The sequence below is a fragment of the Crocosphaera sp. Alani8 genome, from assembly GCF_038442745.1.
GTDB lineage: Bacteria > Cyanobacteriota > Cyanobacteriia > Cyanobacteriales > Microcystaceae > Crocosphaera.
Genome location: NZ_JARVCN010000493.1, coordinates 1 through 18,204 on the forward strand (window position 1 = coordinate 1; position 18,204 = coordinate 18,204).

At 39.9% G+C, this 18,204-nt stretch carries 14 protein-coding genes and 1 pseudogene; 11 read left to right on the forward strand and 4 right to left on the reverse strand.

The annotated features are described in order from the left end of the window. Positions 1-299: 299 nt before the first annotated feature. The 7 genes from pilM to P9B04_RS24520 all read left to right on the forward strand — a co-directional run bounded on the left by pilM (position 300) and on the right by P9B04_RS24520 (position 9,025). The gene (gene pilM / locus P9B04_RS24490; protein WP_342057581.1) at positions 300-1,415 is read left to right on the forward strand and encodes a type IV pilus biogenesis protein PilM; all 1,116 of its coding nucleotides are present in this window, start codon (positions 300-302) and stop codon (positions 1,413-1,415) included. A 3-nt stretch (positions 1,416-1,418) separates the two neighbouring features. Beyond that, positions 1,419-2,147, forward strand: a complete 729-nt coding sequence (locus tag P9B04_RS24495) for a PilN domain-containing protein (protein ID WP_342057568.1) — start codon at positions 1,419-1,421, stop codon at positions 2,145-2,147. Next, complete coding sequence (locus P9B04_RS24500) at positions 2,144-2,923, forward strand: pilus assembly protein (protein WP_342057569.1); 780 nt, start codon at positions 2,144-2,146, stop codon at positions 2,921-2,923. Before P9B04_RS24495 ends, P9B04_RS24500 begins: the two co-directional genes overlap by 4 nt. A gap of 157 nt (positions 2,924-3,080) precedes the next feature. After that, a complete protein-coding gene (locus P9B04_RS24505; RefSeq protein WP_446718043.1) occupies positions 3,081-5,333 on the forward strand; it encodes a hypothetical protein in 2,253 nt (750 codons plus the stop codon). A 240-nt stretch (positions 5,334-5,573) separates the two neighbouring features. Beyond that, the gene (gene ppsA, locus P9B04_RS24510; RefSeq protein ID WP_342057571.1) at positions 5,574-8,060 is read left to right on the forward strand and encodes a phosphoenolpyruvate synthase; all 2,487 of its coding nucleotides are present in this window, start codon (positions 5,574-5,576) and stop codon (positions 8,058-8,060) included. Between the two features lie 166 nt (positions 8,061-8,226). Then, positions 8,227-8,742, forward strand: coding sequence for a hypothetical protein (locus P9B04_RS24515; RefSeq protein ID WP_342057572.1), 516 nt, complete (start codon positions 8,227-8,229; stop codon positions 8,740-8,742). Between the two features lie 130 nt (positions 8,743-8,872). Then, complete coding sequence (locus tag P9B04_RS24520; RefSeq protein ID WP_342057573.1) at positions 8,873-9,025, forward strand: DUF2283 domain-containing protein; 153 nt, start codon at positions 8,873-8,875, stop codon at positions 9,023-9,025. A 397-nt stretch (positions 9,026-9,422) separates the two neighbouring features. Here P9B04_RS24520 and P9B04_RS24525 read toward each other — a convergent pair whose 3' ends face one another. Beyond that, entirely contained in the window at positions 9,423-10,193 is a 771-nt protein-coding gene (locus tag P9B04_RS24525; protein ID WP_342057574.1) for a nuclear transport factor 2 family protein, read from the reverse strand. A gap of 74 nt (positions 10,194-10,267) precedes the next feature. On the opposite strand from P9B04_RS24525, the gene murG reads away from it, so the two are divergent. Beyond that, on the forward strand, positions 10,268-11,314 hold the full coding sequence (gene murG, locus P9B04_RS24530) for an undecaprenyldiphospho-muramoylpentapeptide beta-N-acetylglucosaminyltransferase (RefSeq protein ID WP_342057575.1): 1,047 nt from the start codon (positions 10,268-10,270) through the stop codon (positions 11,312-11,314). A gap of 13 nt (positions 11,315-11,327) precedes the next feature. Here the strand turns inward: murG and P9B04_RS24535 are convergent, their stop codons facing one another. The 3 genes from P9B04_RS24535 to P9B04_RS24545 all read right to left on the reverse strand — a co-directional run bounded on the left by P9B04_RS24535 (position 11,328) and on the right by P9B04_RS24545 (position 14,836). Beyond that, the gene (locus tag P9B04_RS24535; RefSeq protein WP_342057576.1) at positions 11,328-12,242 is read right to left on the reverse strand and encodes a YihY/virulence factor BrkB family protein; all 915 of its coding nucleotides are present in this window, start codon (positions 12,240-12,242) and stop codon (positions 11,328-11,330) included. 311 nt (positions 12,243-12,553) lie between these two features. Then, complete coding sequence (locus P9B04_RS24540; RefSeq protein ID WP_446718044.1) at positions 12,554-13,372, reverse strand: peptidoglycan DD-metalloendopeptidase family protein; 819 nt, start codon at positions 13,370-13,372, stop codon at positions 12,554-12,556. 165 nt (positions 13,373-13,537) lie between these two features. Then, entirely contained in the window at positions 13,538-14,836 is a 1,299-nt protein-coding gene (locus P9B04_RS24545; protein WP_342057578.1) for a homoserine dehydrogenase, read from the reverse strand. 278 nt (positions 14,837-15,114) lie between these two features. Between P9B04_RS24545 and P9B04_RS24550 the strand changes: the two genes are divergently transcribed. From P9B04_RS24550 to P9B04_RS24560, 3 genes and pseudogenes are all read left to right on the forward strand, one after another. Further along, the gene (locus P9B04_RS24550) at positions 15,115-15,474 is read left to right on the forward strand and encodes a four helix bundle protein (protein WP_342057579.1); all 360 of its coding nucleotides are present in this window, start codon (positions 15,115-15,117) and stop codon (positions 15,472-15,474) included. A gap of 94 nt (positions 15,475-15,568) precedes the next feature. After that, positions 15,569-17,464: a tetratricopeptide repeat protein gene (locus P9B04_RS24555; RefSeq protein ID WP_342057580.1), complete on the forward strand. Its 1,896-nt coding sequence runs from the start codon at positions 15,569-15,571 to the stop codon at positions 17,462-17,464. Positions 17,465-17,766: 302 nt separating this feature from the next. Beyond that, positions 17,767-18,204, forward strand: a pseudogene (locus P9B04_RS24560) (hypothetical protein); the annotation flags it as partial.

Below are 18,204 nucleotides of genomic sequence, written 5' to 3' on the forward strand. Positions count from 1 at the left end.
TTGCATAAGGCTTTCATGCTTGTTCTTAATTCTCTCATGAATAATGCAGGTTAGTGGTGACCTGATTTAGATATAAGCAAATTTATACAGAACTTGCCAAAGTCAGTAGTCTCAAATACCTATTCTTTCCTGATTAGAAACACTTGCTACTCAACTGAAATTCGTGACTTCTCTCTTACCTGGGATGTTAGAAAAAATTGAGTTACATTAGAACGGGAACCATTAAGACATCATGTAAATTAACACTGCATCTTAAGGTTACTTATTCGAGTATCGGTCAAGTTTCATTTAGTAAAGATATGTTAAGCCGTATTCAAGACACCATTGACGGTTTATTTAGGGGAAAGTCAGGCGGGGTTGGTTTAGAAATTACTCCCGAAAGATTGAACCTAGCTAAACTATCCAAACAAGGTCAAGGTTATAAAATAGCCAAATTTTGTAGTACAGAAGTGCCTGAAGGTATTTTTGAGGAAGGCAAAATCGTAGATTCTCCTGGTTTAGCCGAGTTAATTCAGGGGTTTTTTGCCGAACACAAGATTAAAGCTAAACGTATTGCCACAGCTGTTCCCATGCGAGAAGCGATTATTCGTATTATCCCAGTTCCGGCCGAGTTAGACGAAGCAGAATTGAGGGATATGGTTTTGAACCACGAAGCAGCCTTGTACCTTCCCTACCCCAGAGAAGAGGTAGATCTAGACTATCAAAAATTGGGCTTCTTTGAAGACGAAGACGGCATCGAAAAGGTACAAGTACTCTTAGTCGCCACTCGACGAGAAGTTACAGACTCCTATATGGACACATTTGGTCAAGCAGGATTAGAAGTTGATGTTTTAGAAATCAACAGTTTTTCCGTTATTCGTACCATTAGGGAACAACTCCGACAGTTTGGGTCCACAGAAGCAGCCGTATTAGTAGATGTGGAGTTCGACAGCACAGAAATTGCCATTGTTGTTGATGGAGTACCGCAATTTTCTAGAACCGTTCCCATTGGAACCTTCCAGATGCAAAATGCCCTGTCAAGGGCCATGAATTTACCTGCGTCTCGTAACCCAGAAATTCTTCAAGGAATGACCATTCCCGTCACCCAATTCGACAGTTTAACCACCCAAGGAACTGCAGTTAATCCAGGAATGACAGCCTTGATGAGAGTTTTAGGAGAATTAACCGATGAGTTACGTCGTTCTATCAACTTCTACCTAAACCAGAGTGACGACTTAGAAGTAGCTCAGTTGTTATTAGCAGGACCTGGAGGGGGTCTAGTACAATTAGATGAATACTTTACCAATCGTCTGAGCTTACCCACGATGCAAATTGACCCCATTACAGCTTTATCCTTAGAGATGGATAAAGATATTCCTGCCGTCGAACGGCCAGCCCTAGGAACTGTTTTAGGTTTAGGATTACGGGAGGTGTAATTTATGTATAGTTTAGATATTAATTTTCTCAAAGATCGTCATCTTGACACCACCACAAAAGCAACCGTAGTTCCCGAATCACAGACATCATCTTTAACAGAACAGCTGCCTTTGTTGATTGGCGGGGCTGTTATGGTTATCTTACCTGCTATCACAGCTAGTTCTCTGTTGGTGTTAAATCAGTTATCCTCTTCCACAGAGCAGAAAATCCAAGAATTGGATCTTCAACTAGAGCAGGTGAGCGCACAAAACAGAAGTATCGACGAAATTAATGCCAAAGTAGAGCAGAACAATCGAGAGGTAGAATCATTAGTCACTGTTTTTAATCAAATTCGCCCTTGGTCGGCCATTCTCAGTGAACTAGAAGATCAAACCCCTGCCAATGTCCGAGTGGACTCCATTGTGCAAACCGACAGTGAACTGACCATTGGGGGTTACGCTGTAGACTACGATGACATCAACGACTTCTTACTGACCTTACAAAGTTCTCCCCTACTAGATGCAGAAAAAACCATCATTGAAACTGCCAGTTTAGAGGATTTTCCTGTAGAAACTAGAAACGCCCCCGAAAATATAGAAGTAGAAGTTCCCCAAGGGATTAAGTATAGCATTACCACCGCTATCAGCGATCGCCCTTCATCGGAATTACTGCAGGACTTTGCCCGTAATGGTGCAACAGGTCTTGTCAACCGTATTAGAACCCTTGAAAACAAAGGAGTGCTTAAACCATGACCTTTTCAGAAGAATTCAACTCCGCTCAAAGCGAGGAAGATTTTGAGGAACAGAGCAGTAATTATCCCTCGGCATTTGGCATTACTTTTACCCCACAAATCAGTGGTATTTGCTTGGGAGTCCTGGGAATAATTGGTTCAATTTATGTAGGGTTAACTTTGGTTAAACCAGCCTACGACAACTATAATCAACTCAAAACCACCGAAGCCGAAAAACAGGGACAAGTTGTACAACAAGAAACTGGCGAATTCAGCCAACAAATGTTGGAAGCTGAGGGAAAATTACGGGAATCAGAATCCCTGAGGAATCAAGTCCTATCCCTATTTTCTAGCGAAGAAAGCCTCAAAACCATACTCTTAGATATCAACCAATTGGTAGAAAAACATCAAGCAGAGTTAGTGAGTTTTCAACCGGACGGAACTATTACGATAGTTAAGGACAGTTCTTTAGGAGCAGGGGTAAATAACAGACTGAAACGTCAAAAATTTAACCTAACCATTAAGGGGAATTTTGGTTCCACCCAGAGCATTCTTAGGGATTTAGAGCGACTACAGCCTTTATTAGTGATTACAGGATTAAGCTCTCAGCTGGTTGATGAAAACTTTATCATCGATGTTGTAAACGTTACTCAAGATGGGGGAAAAGTTCAGGCTCGAGGTCAAGATACTCTAGAAACCAGTTTTACCCTGGATGCTATCTTACCTTTAAGTCCCGAGGAACTGGCTAGATTGACCGCAGAAGAAGCCTCAGAGGAAGGGGAACAAGCAGAGCAGTAATAATCTCTGTTTGAGACAATTACAATAGTCACTAATGACTTTAGTTGTCACTTGTGTGTGTGTTGTGTGTGTAAACAAGGAGTGAACCGTGAAACAGTATTATTATCCGCTTATGACCAGTGGGATCTTCCTGATGCTCTTTAGTCATCAGCCCCTAATGGCATCCGAAAAATCTCAATTTTCTCGATCAAATCTCGATTATCGACCCATAGGGGATCTCCAACAGGAAACAGAAGAAACCATAATTGGGAGAACCCCCTCTTTATTTGAACAACTTAGTAAGGAACTACCACAACTGGAAACCGAGATTGAAGGCGATCGCACCTCAATTTTGGCATCCGAGTTAGGTAAAGAAAAATCTCCTGGTTCCTCTCCTTTTATTGCCCAGATACCCAACTATTCCCCACCCCCAGGACAAACTTTTCAGGCTCCGGGTCCAGCACCAGGGGGCGTTCCTAGCAATAACTCGGAAATTTTGGTGCCTAATCCAGAAGTTATTATTCGGTCAAACGATAGTTCAACTCCCGATAGCTTGCGACCCACCATGCCCGTAGCCCCCACTTTACCACGGGCCATCGCACCACCGGTGGGGGATATGGCTATTTCTAATATCGACGCAGGAGCTAGTCAAATCGATTTAGGTAGCGGTGCTGTTGTGCCAAGGTTAGTGCTACGAGAAGCCCCTGCTAGAGAAGTTTTAGCGGTACTTGCCCGTTTTGCCGGGGTTAATTTGGTGTTTACCGATACTCCAGGGGGAAATCAAGGCCAGGGGCAACCACCAGCAGAAGCGACGGTATCTCTAGATTTAGAAAACGAACCAGTAGAAGATGTCTTTAACGCGGTGTTGATGATTTCGGGATTACAGGCCAACCGCAGAGGACGGACTGTGTTCGTGGGATCGAGGTTACCCCAAGCTGCCCGTACCCTAGTCAGCCGTACCCTACGTCTCAATCAGGTTAAATCTGCCAACGCAGGGGTCTTTTTAGCCTCCCAAGGTGCAGAATTTCAACGGTTAGTTACCCAAACAGAAGACATTATTGATCCTTTAACCCAACGGGTGGTAGGACGTAGAGAACTTCCTAGCGAATTAGAGTCTTTGACCTCCCAAGCGGGTGAAGAGGCAGCAGGTCCAATGTTATTGAGGGGCTTAACCGTATCTTCTGATGATCGCCTCAACACCGTTACCCTAGTGGGAGAACCTCGAGATGTTCAAGTAGCTACCTCTTTGTTGACCCAAATGGATGCCCGTCGTCGTCAAGTTGCGGTTAATGTGAAGGTAGTGGATGTCATCCTCACCAACGATCAATCCTTTAGCAGTAATTTTTCTTTTGGATCTGGGGATGCTTTTATTGTTCAAGACGACGGGGCGGCCTTGCTGCGGTTTGGAGGGTTCAGTCCTGTTAGTGGTGACGATCTTAACAGTGGACCGGGTCGGGTGATTAATCCTCCTGTTATCAATAATCCTTTAATTGACGGTAATACTTTTATTGATTTTGAGCGTTCTATCGTTGCCCCAGGACAAGGGGGAGGGATTTTATTCCTCGATGATCAAGGAAACTTGATTCGTATTCCCAGCGATGCTCGATTTTTTGGCCGAGTGGCTGGTGTTTCTATGGACCCCACCATTGCAGGAATTACCGACATTACCCCTGGGGAACCCGATGCTTTTGAAAGAACTTTCGATCCTGAAACAGGAATTGTCACCACAACGGTCACCCCTGGAACCATTGCAACAGCAGAGTCAGCCCTTCCTAGTTTCTTCCAATTTCCCCAACGCTTCCTAGCTCAAATTGAAACCAATATTCAAAGCGGTAACGCTAAAATTCTCACTGATCCCACTTTGGTGGTTCAAGAAGGACAGGAAGCAACGGTTAAATTGACTCAAAAGGTAATTGAAAACATCACTACCCAAGTTGACCCCCTCAGTGGTGTCCGAACCACAACGCCGGTTTTACAGGATGCAGGGTTAACATTGGCTATTAACGTCGATAAAATCGATGACAATGGTTACATTAATGTCACCGTAAGTCCTACCATTGCTGCGGTTGGGGATGTACAAGTATTTGATAGTGGTGCTGATGGAGGTACGAACAATCTGTTCCTTTTGAACCGTCGGGAATTGAGTTCTGGTTTAATTCGTCTACGAGATGGCCAGACTTTGATTCTATCGGGAATTATTAGTGAGTCGGATCAGTCTACTACCAGCAAGGTTCCTTTATTGGGTGATATTCCTTTGCTTGGGGCTTTATTTAGAAGTCAAACGGATACTTCCCAACGAACTGAGGTAATTGTGCTATTAACTCCCCAAATTCTCCACGATAGTGGTCAATGGGGTTATAATTACCAACCGGGACGAGGAACGGCTGAAGTCCTACGGGATCAAGGGTTTCCTGTTCAGTTAATTCCTTAATCCTCTTCTTGGCTAGTAGAAGGATCTCTTAGTTGTAAGCATTCAGGGGTCAGCTTTCAGCTAAGAGATCAATCCTTCTCTGAAAATAAAATTCTCTTTTGCCTAGCAGTATAGATGATATTTGTTAGTATATTTCCCTGGGAAAGTTAATAAAAAGTTGTATTTATTGATAATTTTTAATAACCCACTGTTGACGAAAAAAATAGTTAAAATAGAATTAAGAATTAGGGTTAGAAACTTATGGTAACAACGAAGTATGCAATAACCCCAACGGTTAACAGAGAAACAGCATTTATTCTTTGGTTTGAAGAAGTAGGCAGCAAAGACGTGGATTTAGTGGGAGGAAAAAACTCGTCTTTAGGGGAGATGATCCAACAATTGCAACCTAAAGGGGTTCGGGTTCCTACGGGATTTGCTACTACTGCTTACGCTTATCGTTACTTTATCAAATCAGCAGAATTGGAGTCAAGATTAAAAGACTTATTAACGGATTTAGATGTTAATGATGTTACTAACCTCCAAGAAAGAGGAGACTTAGCCCGTTCTTTGATCTTGAATACTCCCTTTCCCAAAGAATTAGAAGAAGGGATTATTAAAGCTTATAAAATACTCTGCGATCGCTACAGTAACGAGTGTAGTCGACTGCAAGAAAAATACCGCCAAGAATGTGAAATAGAAACCCAAAACCTCGATGTAGCAGTGCGTTCGAGTGCTACGGCAGAAGATTTACCGGAAGCCAGTTTCGCTGGACAACAGGAAACCTATCTCAATATCCATAGTGTCAAAGGAGTCCTAGAAGCTTGTCATAAATGCTTCGCTTCTTTATTCACCGATCGCGCTATTTCCTATCGACATCGGAACGGATTTGATCACCTTTCTGTTGCCCTTTCTGTTGGGGTACAAAAAATGGTTAGATCGGATCTCGCTTCAGCCGGAGTAATGTTTTCTATTGACACAGAAACCGGCTTTAAAAATGCTGCTTTAATCACTGCAGCCTATGGGTTAGGAGAAAATGTGGTACAGGGTGCCGTTAACCCAGACGAATATTATGTATTCAAACCTACTTTAAAAGACGATTATCGACCCATTTTAGAAAAAAGAATCGGTACCAAAGCAATAAAAATGGTTTACGATACAGGTGGGTCAAAACTAACCAAAAATGTGGAGGTTTTACCCCAAGAACAAGAAAAATTTTGCTTAGATGATGAGGAAATTTTAAAATTAGCAAAATGGGCTTGTATTATCGAAGATCACTATTCCCAAGTTAGAGAAACCTACACCCCCATGGATATCGAATGGGCGAAAAATGGACGTACAGGGGAATTGTACATCGTTCAAGCCCGTCCAGAAACCGTACAATCCCAAAAACCAGCTAATGTCCTCAAAACCTACCGATTAAAAGATCATAGTACCGTTGTCACCATTGGACGTAGCGTGGGGGCTGCCATCGGCAAGGGAAAAGCCCGTGTTATCCTTGAAGCCAATAAAATCCACCAATTTAAGCCAGGGGAAGTTCTCGTTACTAACCGCACCGATCCCGACTGGGAACCTATTATGAAAAAAGCGAGTGCGATCGTCACTAACCAGGGGGGGCGCACCTGTCATGCAGCCATTATTGCTCGCGAAATGGGAATTCCTGCTATTGTTGGTTGTGGTGATGCTACGAATAAAATAAAAACCCTTCAAGAAATCACTGTTTGTTGTGCGGAGGGAGACGAAGGTAGGGTATACGATGGTTTATTACCCTTTGAAATACAAGAAACCCTTTTAGATAATTTACCTACCACTAAGACACAAATTTTGATGAATGTGGGCAACCCAGAAAAGGCTTTTTCTCTGGCAAGCATTCCAGCGCAAGGTGTGGGTTTAGCACGCCTAGAATTCATCATCGCTAACCATATTAAAGCTCATCCTTTAGCGTTAATTAAGTTTGATAGATTAGAGGATGAAGCGGTTAAAGAACAAATTGCAGAATTGACCAAACAATACGAAAATAAACCACAATTTTTTGTTGATAAATTAGCACGGGGAGTAGCAACTATTGCGGCGGCATTCTATCCGAAACCTGTAATTGTTAGGATGTCTGACTTTAAATCTAATGAGTACGCAAACTTATTAGGAGGACAAGAATTTGAACCAAAAGAAGATAATCCGATGATTGGATGGCGCGGTGCATCTCGTTATTATGATCCCATTTATCGTGAGGCGTTTGCCTTAGAATGTCAAGCCATGAAAATGGTCAGAAATAACATGGGTTTAGTCAATGTTATCCCCATGATTCCTTTTTGTCGTACCCCAGAAGAAGGGAAGAAAGTGATTGCAGAGATGGCAAAACATGGACTGAAACAAGGGGTTAATGGTTTACAGGTTTATGTGATGTGCGAGTTACCCAGTAATGTCATTTTAGCGGATCAATTTGCTGATGTATTTGACGGTTTTTCCATTGGTTCTAATGATTTAACTCAGCTTACTTTAGGGTTAGATAGAGACTCAGCTTTAGTTGCTCAATTGTTCGATGAACGCAACGATGGGGTGAAAAGAATGGTTAAATTAGCTATAGAAACCGCTAAGAAAAAAGGCCGTAAAATTGGTATTTGTGGACAAGCACCTAGTGATTATCCAGAGTTTGCTAAATTCTTAGTGGAATTAGGAATTGATTCCATGAGTTTAAACCCTGATTCCGTTCTGAAAACCTTATTAATGGTTGCAGAAGTTGAGAAAGGTTAGGTTAACTTTGTAGGGTGGGCAATGCCCATCTTATTATTTAAATATCTAGGAATAAAGAAATAAATAAAAAACAGAATTAAGGAATTTATTACATCACAAGAGTATTAATTGTACTATAATGCTATAGCATCTCAAATCAATTGAAAATTTACTGAAATAGGTCAACATGGAAAAGCTATCCATTAGTAATGCTATTAAGGCTGTTAGTTGTGAAATTAATCTTGGAAGATCCGTTTTAGACGCATATATGCTTCCTGATGGAGAAAAACGTATTGGTGTTGAAAATATTGGAGTTGCTTTAGGATATTCAAGTAAAGTATTTTTTGAGCGAACTAAGGTAGAATCGACAACTTTGAAGGAATTAAAAGAAATCGGGTTTTCTGGAAAACAAATATGGGTAAAACCCATTGGAACCGGAGATGTTAATAGGAAAACCATTGGATTATCAGATGTTATTAAACTTATCACTTATGAAGCCATATCGAAACGTAATTTAAAAGCAATCATTCTTTTAGCCGCATTTGCTGAAACTGGTTTAGAGACAATATTAGAGGATGCTTTTGCTGGTAAAGCGATTGATTTTCTTTTGGAAAAAATTGTCCATTACAGTCAATGGACTTACGAGGAATTGGAAGAAGTATTACAATACAACCGAGAAGAAGTTCGCGCACTCTATAGTTAGTATAATTTGTAAATAAGTAATGTGAGTATTGTCCGCCTTACTTAATTTAAAATATGATACTAATTGATTATCAAGATGGTTTTGTAATTACAGCTTATTTAACCCATAGAATTAAACCAGGAGAATTAATATGGCAACAAAAGTGAAAATTTGGTACGACAAAGAAGGAGACTTTTTGGAGGTATTATTTTCTGATAAAGCTGGTTATATGAGAGAAACAGATAACGATGCAATTATGGAAAGAGTAGATGATGAGGGTAACTTATACCAAATCCGGTTCTAAAACCCATCTTATTTTCTAGAAGAGGCAGGAGGCAGGGGGCAGGAGGCAGAAGGGTTTTCAGCTTTTAGGCTGTCAATTTTAAAAGGGGATACATAAAGCGGACTTGGTATTATTGGGGTTTTCTATTTTAGGTGTTAGTCAGTTGTCAAATAATCAACCTTTAGTTGCTGATCTGTTATCTGATGTGAGTTTGTTGGCTTAATTTTGAGCAATTTCTTACCTTCCAAAAACCGCAGGAATAACAATAGCTGCGGTTGCTGTAATAATTAAACTAAAAGCTAGATTAACTACTTGTTGGAAAAAGATTCTTGACCATTTCTAAGAAAATCGATACCAAAAAAAAACAACAGTACAGGTAACAGTGGAGTTTATTAAGCAGAGCAAAAATAATCATTGCTTAGTCAACAATTCTGACACGATGAGTAACCATTGTAATACCTTCGCTACGAACTAAAATAGCAGAAAGCCAACGATTTTGGGGTTCTTCAGCAGCAGGAATTCGCTTAAATAATCCCCCAGATTGTAATAATTCTAATTGCATGGTTGATGGATCTGAATAGCGATCGCTGTCAACTTTTTCTAACATAGCGGTACCGGCTAATAACTCATCTCTCAATGGTTCATTGACAATTACATCAAAATCAAATGTTTTTCCTACTTTCACAGTTTCTGGTGCATTTACGGTGACTTCTGGAGGCTTTTCACCAGAGGTTAACCTTGTTTCTTCTGCTAAAATTTCCTGGCGAATTAATTTATCCCCTTGGAAGGTTTGACGGGATTTAATTTTTGCTTCCAGTTGAATATCTCTACCCTGTTGTTGTCCATTTCCTGTGATGGTAGTTAAGGTTTCCGCTACCAAAGAACTTCCATTTCTTTCCCAAGACAATAACTCTGTTGTATATTCTAAATCAGGATATACTTGCCACAATTTTTCTAAGTTTAGGGTAAACTCATCTAACATTAACCCATCTGCCGTTACATATTGATCACTGTATAATGACTTTATACGTTCTACGTCCTTTCTATTAGCTGCGGCATCGATTTGCGTAATTAAGGCTTTTAATTCAATGGGTGCAGTATCAGGACTTTCTGCACGAAGACTTAAATTATTGCCTAAGCTTATACTCAAACCAATAATAACAGGGAGGAACCAACGGCGATACATCATGCGTCTACCTTTTGTGAACTATCCTGATTAAGCATACAGGAATTTTGTTTTATTGTAACGAATATTTTGTTTTTATGGTACGTTTATTAATTGCAGCCAGTGGTACCGGAGGTCATGTTTTTCCTGCTTTGGGAGTGGCTGAAAAATTATTAGATTATGACATTCAGTGGTTGGGAACACCCAATCGTCTCGAACAGAGTTTGGTGGGCGATCGCTACCCTTTTCATACTATATCAGTTGAAGGTTTCCAGACTCGTTCTCCTCTCAAAAAGTTACAAATTTTATTAGGTTTAATTAGCTCAGTTTTTGCAGTCAAAAAAATAATTCAACAAGAAAATATAGACATAGTTTTTACCACTGGGGGCTATATTGCCAGTCCTGCTATTTTAGCCGCTAAGTTATCAGGAATTCCAGCTATTCTTCACGAATCGAATTATATTCCTGGTAAAGTAACTAAATTATTGAGTCGCTTTTGTAGTCAAGTTGCCTTGGGTTTTGAAGGCACTCAAAAATATTTACCTAACATTCCTACTGTTTGGGTGAGTACCCCAGTGCGATCGCAGTTTTATACTCCTCAATCTTTAGACTTAAATATTCCCGATAATGTCCCTTTAGTGGTTGTTGTGGGAGGTTCTCAGGGAGCAGTTTCTGTTAATTGTTTGGTTCGCAAATGCGTTCCAAAGTGGTTAGAAATGGGGGCTTATGTTGTGCATTTAACAGGAAAAAATGACCCTGATGCTGACAGTTTTAAACACCCTCAATATATTTCTTTGCCCTTCTACGATAACATGGCTGGACTATTACAAAGAGCAGATTTATCTGTAAGTCGAGCCGGTGCAGGAACCTTAACAGAATTGGCTATTACTAAAACACCTGCTATCTTAATTCCTTATCCCTTTGCTGCAGAAGATCATCAATCTTTTAATGCTCAAGTTTTTATTAAAGCAGAGGCTGCTTATTGTTATCAACAAAAAGAATTAACAGAGGAAAAGTTAACAGATTTAGTTCTAAGCTTGCTTAATAATCCAGATAAACTAAGAGGAATGGCTCAAAAAACTTCTGAATTAGCTGTTACAGATAGTGCAGAAAAGTTAGCTAAGTTAATCAAAAATGCCATTTAATTTTTGCCCTGATCTATCTATCTCTACGACTACCGAATAAATGTGTATAAACATAAGTAAACTCGCAACCTAAAAGGAAAATTTGGCAAGTGAGAAATATCCATAATAATAGAAACATAAATCCACCAATAATTCCGTAAGCTCTAAACTGTTCACCAATGCGAATTACCCCATTACTAACTAACCTTTGAAGTAAAGAAAATAAGCTAACTGTTAGTAAAGAACCTATCCAAATATCGCCCCATTTTATTTTAGTTGCAGGAAGAGTTTTATAAAGTATCATAACCACAGAAGTTAACAGAAAAAATGTTACTCCTACTTGCAAGCTATTCCATAAAAAAACTTCGTCAACACGGAACCATGTGATGAATTCTTCCACATTTATAATAAATTTTAACAAGACTTTTAGAGCAATGTTAGACAGCAAAGAAACTAACATTAAAGCTGTTGAACTCAATACTAATAAAAAAGCAAATATTTGGTTTTGAAGAAAGTTAGTAATTGTCACAAGCCAACTATTTTGATTGTATTTTTGGTGATAAACTTTCCATATTTTATCAACATTACGACTTAAAGCACTAAAAATACGACTTGCAGTAATAAATAAGATAGAAAAACCAATAATTCCTGCACCTAAACTACTTTCATTTAACTGTAATAAGGTACTCTCTACAATACTATAAGCTTCTATGGGGAGAGTAGTTTTAGCAAGGATTAGAATTTGATTGTATGCGTTAGTGTTGGGACCAAGAATTAAACCTGTTATACTCAAAACCACCAATAAAATAGGAAACAGAGAAAAAATAGCATAGTAGGATAGTGCTGCACCCATTTCTATGCATTCGTCTTGTTGCCATTTGATGATAGTACGGGTAAATAATTGTACTATTTTCAATGATAGTATGCGAGTTTGTACAAATTCAAGCACGATTGTGTATTAACAAGTTTTGATAATAAATAATGAGATTATACTATTTATTTTATCTATAGACTAAGTGAAATTTTAAATTAAGTCAATAATTGACTGAAACAGACCAGTTAATGGTGGAAAGTATAATTTTTTAACTTATTGAAGTTTAATGCTTCTTTTGTTTATTTTTTTAGTGCCTACCACTTGAATTAAATTACTAAAAGCAGTTAGAATGTAGAGATAAAGGATTAAAAAGTAATCTCAACAATTTAACCATATATTTCTGTCTATTTGGAAACAAACCTCTTTAAGTTTTTCCAATCAAAAAGTTATTGAGAAGGAGATAAATGAATATTGGGATCTTGCGCTACCCAACCCACAGGAGACTTAAAACGCACCTCAAAATGTAAATGAGGGTTCAATAAATCCGGGTTTCCCGTTACTCCCACATAACCTAAAATATCTCCCACTTGCACCGACTCACTAAGACGAGTGTTAAAACGGCTAAGATGACCATAACGGGTTTGTATCCCATTCCCGTGGTCTACAATCACCAAAAAGCCATAATTTCCCTCTTGGCCAACATAAACCACAGTTCCCGAGTCTGCTGCTAACACTGGGGTGCCAACTTCCGCTAAAATATCCATTCCTCCATGAAAAAAAGACTCCCCTGTATTGGGTTCCACGTGCCATCCATAACTTAAACCAACTTGTGCGATCGCAGGTAATGGATAACCCTTCAACCCAGTATAATTATCTTCAGGAGCATTATTTCCCGACTGCCAATTAACCCCAGGAATAAAAGCAACCGTTGGGTTTTCTACACACCCATTCATCTCAAATAAAACATCTGCACGAACACCATAAGCAGTAGCTAAGTCTTGCCAAGTTGCACCATTGGGAACAGTAATTTTTATACCATTAAAAGGAGGGATTAAAATCTCTTGTCCCACTTGCACTTGTCCCCCCTCCAAACCAGGGTTAACACCGATCAAGCTTTGAGGTACTAACCTATACTGTTGGGCAATACTTTCTATGGTTTCCCCCGATATCACGCGATGACGTTGTAAACGGGATAAAACCGGGTCCGAACACAGTTCAGCGAGAGAAGGTTGAGCGATCGCAGATATAGGAGAAAACCAGGACATCAGACAAAAAACAGCAACAATACATCTTTCTCGGAAACTACTTTTTTCCCCATAAAAGTACCCCAGAGAAAAACACTGTTTACTCCAAACCCTACTTTTATTTAATCTTGTTTGCTCACTGTTCACTGTTCACCGTTCACTGCTCACTGTTCACCGTTCACTGCTCTACAAAACCCTAACAATACTGGGGATACTATCGATCGCTTCTAGATTACGAATTTCATCCAAAGCAGTGCGGAAATTTCCTTCACAAACATAATGAGTGACGACTACAATCTCAGCAAGTTCCCCTTTAAAGCCAGTTTGTACTACCGATTCTAAACTCACTTGATGCTGGCCAAAAGTTGTCCCTAAATGACCAATAACCCCAGGTAAATCTTTGGTGAGGAAACGGGCATAAAAACGGGTATCGATCGCTTCTATGGGGGTAATTTGACAAAAATGCTGATGAACACAACTCAGAAGGGGATCAAGGGGTGCATTCATGCCACTACTTTTGAGAATGGCTACGATATTCATAATATCCGAAACTACCGCGCTGGCAGTGGGTCCCGCACCGGCACCGGGTCCAAAAAACATCACTTGTCCCAAGGGTTTTCCTTCCACCAAAACAGCGTTATCAACCCCGTTAATATTGGCTAGAGGATGATTTTTTGGTACTAAAGTGGGATGAACCCTTAATTGTAATTGTTGAGAGTTTTCACCCTCTGTTCCTTGAGCAATAGCTAGTAATTTGATCACAAAACCCAATTGATCGGCGTAGGTAATGTCCGTTGCACTAACTCCACGAATACCCTCACAATAGATATCTTCTCGTTTAACCCTTCCAGCGAACCCCAAAGACGCTAAAATAGCGATTTTATCCGCCGCGTCTAACCCATCCACATCCGCAGTGGGATCAGCTTCAGCGTAGCCTAATTTTTGCGCTTCCGCTAAAACTTCGCCAAAATCTACCCCATCCGAGGTCATTTTGGTCAAAATGTAGTTGGTGGTGCCGTTGACAATACCAATAATACTGGCGATACGATTTGCACCTAAAGACTGTTTTAGGGGTTTAATGATGGGAATACCACCCCCCACCGCAGCCTCTAAGAGAACATAAACTCCGGCTTTGTTGGCTGCTTCGTAGATTTCGTCACCATAACGAGCAATCACCGCTTTATTTGCTGTAACCACGTGCTTTTTGTTGGCAATGGCTTGTAAAATCAGCGATCGCGCCGGTTCTAGTCCCCCCAATAATTCCACAACGATCGCAATTTCTGGATCGTTGACAATGCTTTCTAAGTCCGTGGTGATCACCCCTGCCCCTAACTTTACCTGACGGGGTTTATCCAGCGATCGCACTCCTACTTTTGTGATAGTAATTTCTTCTAAGAGGGGATTTCTACCTATAGAATCGAGCAAAATTTGTGCAGATCCCGTTCCCACTGTTCCCAAACCCAGTAAACCAATTTTAACGGCCACTCGTTGTACTCCTATTATTTCTAGTCTATTTTACCATTGGGCAGGAGGCAGGAGGCAGGAGGCAGGGGGCAGGGGGCAGGAGGCAGGGGGCAGGGGGCAGGAGGCAGGGGGCAGGAGGCAGGGGGCAGGGGGCAGGAGGCAGGAGGCAGGGGGCAGGAGGCAGGAGGCAGGAGGCAGGGGGCAGGGGGCAGGAGGCAGGAGGCAGGAGGCAGGAGGCAAAGAACAAGTCATATAATAGGTATTACTTCAAACTTCTGCCTTCAAACTTCTATCTATCGATGAGTTACAGAGAACAATTTATCTGGAAACGTGGGATTCAACTTTCTATTAACTGTTATAAATTGACTGAAAAATTTCCAAAATCTGAGCTATATGGACTTACAAGCCAGATTAGACGTGCTTCTGTGTCTGTCCCTTCCAATATTGCGGAAGGTTATGGAAGAAGAACTCAAAAGGAATATGTTCAGTTTCTTCATATAGCACTAGGCTCGTTAAGAGAACTAGATACGCAGCTGATTATAGCGAAAGAGGTAAAACTAACACTACCTCAATTATTTGCCCCTATTTTAGAAGAGGTTGATAGTATGCAAGGTATTTTAGTTTCTACTATTCAAAAGTTAAAAGCAGATAGGAGTTGAAAGGCAAAAAGGCTTAATTTTTGGCAGAATATTACCTACTGCCTCCTGCCTCCTGCCTCCTGCCTCAAAGCTAGAAAGTTTCTATTCTATGTAAATGAAAACTATAATACGTACTCTCTACCTCATTGTCCTAACAGTCTCCTTTGTGGCAACTCCCTATGTGGGGATGACACAAACCGTTGAACAGTTATTTCAACAAGGTGAACAAGCCTATAGTGAGGGTAAATACAGGGAAGCAGAAAGGATTTTTCGACAAGTTATCACCATTGATGGGGATAATGCAGTAGCTTACGCTAAATTATGCAATGTTTTGGATGATTTAGATCAATTAGAGGAAGCCCTCTCAGCTTGTCGTCAGGCAATTAAAATCAATGGAGAGTATAGTTATCCTCATTTTTTGATAGGTTTTATTCTTGCTAGACAAAATAAATTAGATGAAGCGATCGCTGCCTATAAAAAAGCCCTAGAAATTAACCCTAACGATTCTTTAGCTTATTACAACATGGGTAATGCCTTAGATGATCAGGGGAAATTAGATGAAGCTATCACTGCCTATAAAAAAGCTCTAGAAATTAACCCTAACTATGCTCAAGCTTACAACAACATGGGTAATACCCTATCTGAGCAAGAGAAATTAGATGAAGCCATCGCTGCCTATAAAAAAGCTCTAGAAATTAACCCTAACTATGCTCAAGCTTACAACAACATGGGTAATACCCTATCTGAGCAAGAGAAATTAGATGAAGCCATCGCTGCCTATAAAAAAGCTCTAGAAATTAACCCTAACTATGCTGGTGCTTACGGCAACATGGGTATTGCCCTATCTGAGCAGGGGAAATTAGATGAAGCGATCGCCGCCTATAGAAAAGTCATAGAAATTGACCCTAACGATTCTTTCGCTTATTACAACATGGGTATTGCCCTAAGAAAGCAAGGGAAATTAGATGAAGCGATCGCCGCCTATAAAAAAGCTCTAGAAATTAACCCTAACGATGCTTTGGCTTACAATAACATGGGTGTTGCCCTAGATGAGCAAGGGAAATATGATGAAGCCATCACCGCCTATAAAAAAGCCATAGAACTTGACCCTAACTATGCTAATGCTTACTATAACATGGGTTTAGCCCTAGATGAGCAAGGGAAATTAGAAGAAGCCATTGCTGCCTATAAAAAATCCATAGAACTTGACCCTAACCATGCTTTAGTTCAAAATAACCTCAAAGAAGCCGAACGTCTCCTAGCTATCAAGAATAATCCCCCTCCTCCTGATATTGATGATCGAGACTATCTCCCCACGGAAAACCAAGAACCCCTAGTTAAAAAATTACGTTCCACTGCGAGAATTATTGCCACTACCTCCGAGGGGGCTAGTATTGGTACAGGTTGGGTGATTCAAAGACAAGAAAATACAGTCTTAATCGTCACTAATCGTCATGTTATCAGCGACAATAAAAGTAAACGTCCCAGTGACACCATTGAAATTGAATTTTTTAGCACCCTTGATGATGCTGAAAGACCTCGTTACGAAGCTACAATTGAGCAGATAACGGACAGTCGAGAAGACTTGGATTTAGCGGTTGTAAAAGTTACAGGAATTCCTGATGATATTGAACCTTTAACCATTAAGTCAGGTTGGATACAACGAAACTTAGAAATTACTATTATTGGTCATCCATATAACATCAAAAGTCCTTGGTCAACAGCTACAGGAGAAGTGATGAACTATAATCCCAATAACCAATTTATTCCTTTAGATGCTTTGGTTGCTGACGGTAACTCTGGTGGTCCAGTTCTCAATCCAGCCGGGGAAGTTATTGCTATGATGGTGGGGATTAGACTTCAGAATGATATTGTTGCTATTAATGATGGAGACAACCAAATTTTCTTAGAGAATGCCCGTTCAACTGGAGATTTAGGTTTAGCTTATCCCATTAATATTGTCATAGAAAAATTAGAGGAATGGGGAATATTGAAAGGAGTTCGGAATTAGGAATTAGGAGTTAAGATTTTTATGGGGAGACTGGGCGAAATTTATTAGATCAACTATCATTAACAAATGACAATTCATAACACCCTTTCCATCAACTTAGACTATAGATGTTTATTTATATTGTAGAATTGAACGCTGAGAGGAGTCGAAGTGTTGAACCTACGGAACTATCTAACTTTATAGCGATTTTCAATTTAGTAGGGAATCTAAGCATCTAACTTCTGCCCCCTGCCTTCTGCCTCAAAGCTAAAAACTTTTTAATCTATACAAATGAAAACTGTTATTAATACTCTTAAATGATTATGAAAAAGAAAAAATTACTTTTATCCAATTTATTCCCCTTCTTCATCAGTGTTTATCTTTTAAATATGACAGGTTTAACTGCTAATGCTTGTCCTACAGGGAGACCAACAGATATTAGTTATATTCGTCGAGATAATAACCGTTGTGAAGGAATTAAAGACCGTCGAGATGTTAGTAATAATTTTGAATTAATTGCTTTTTCTACCACCAATCTCACTAATTATCCTGATACCCTAAAAATTAGAGTTCCTGGGAGGGAAGGAGATAAACCGATTATTAGTATCCAATCTTATACAAAAAATTATCGATTAGATGAAGTAGAAGCAAGATATAGTAATTCTGGATTTATCTTTAATCTCAAAACCAATACTGTCTTAGGAAGAGCTATAGCATTTCCCACAGTTATGAGGTACAGTAACAGCAATGAGCAAACCAGT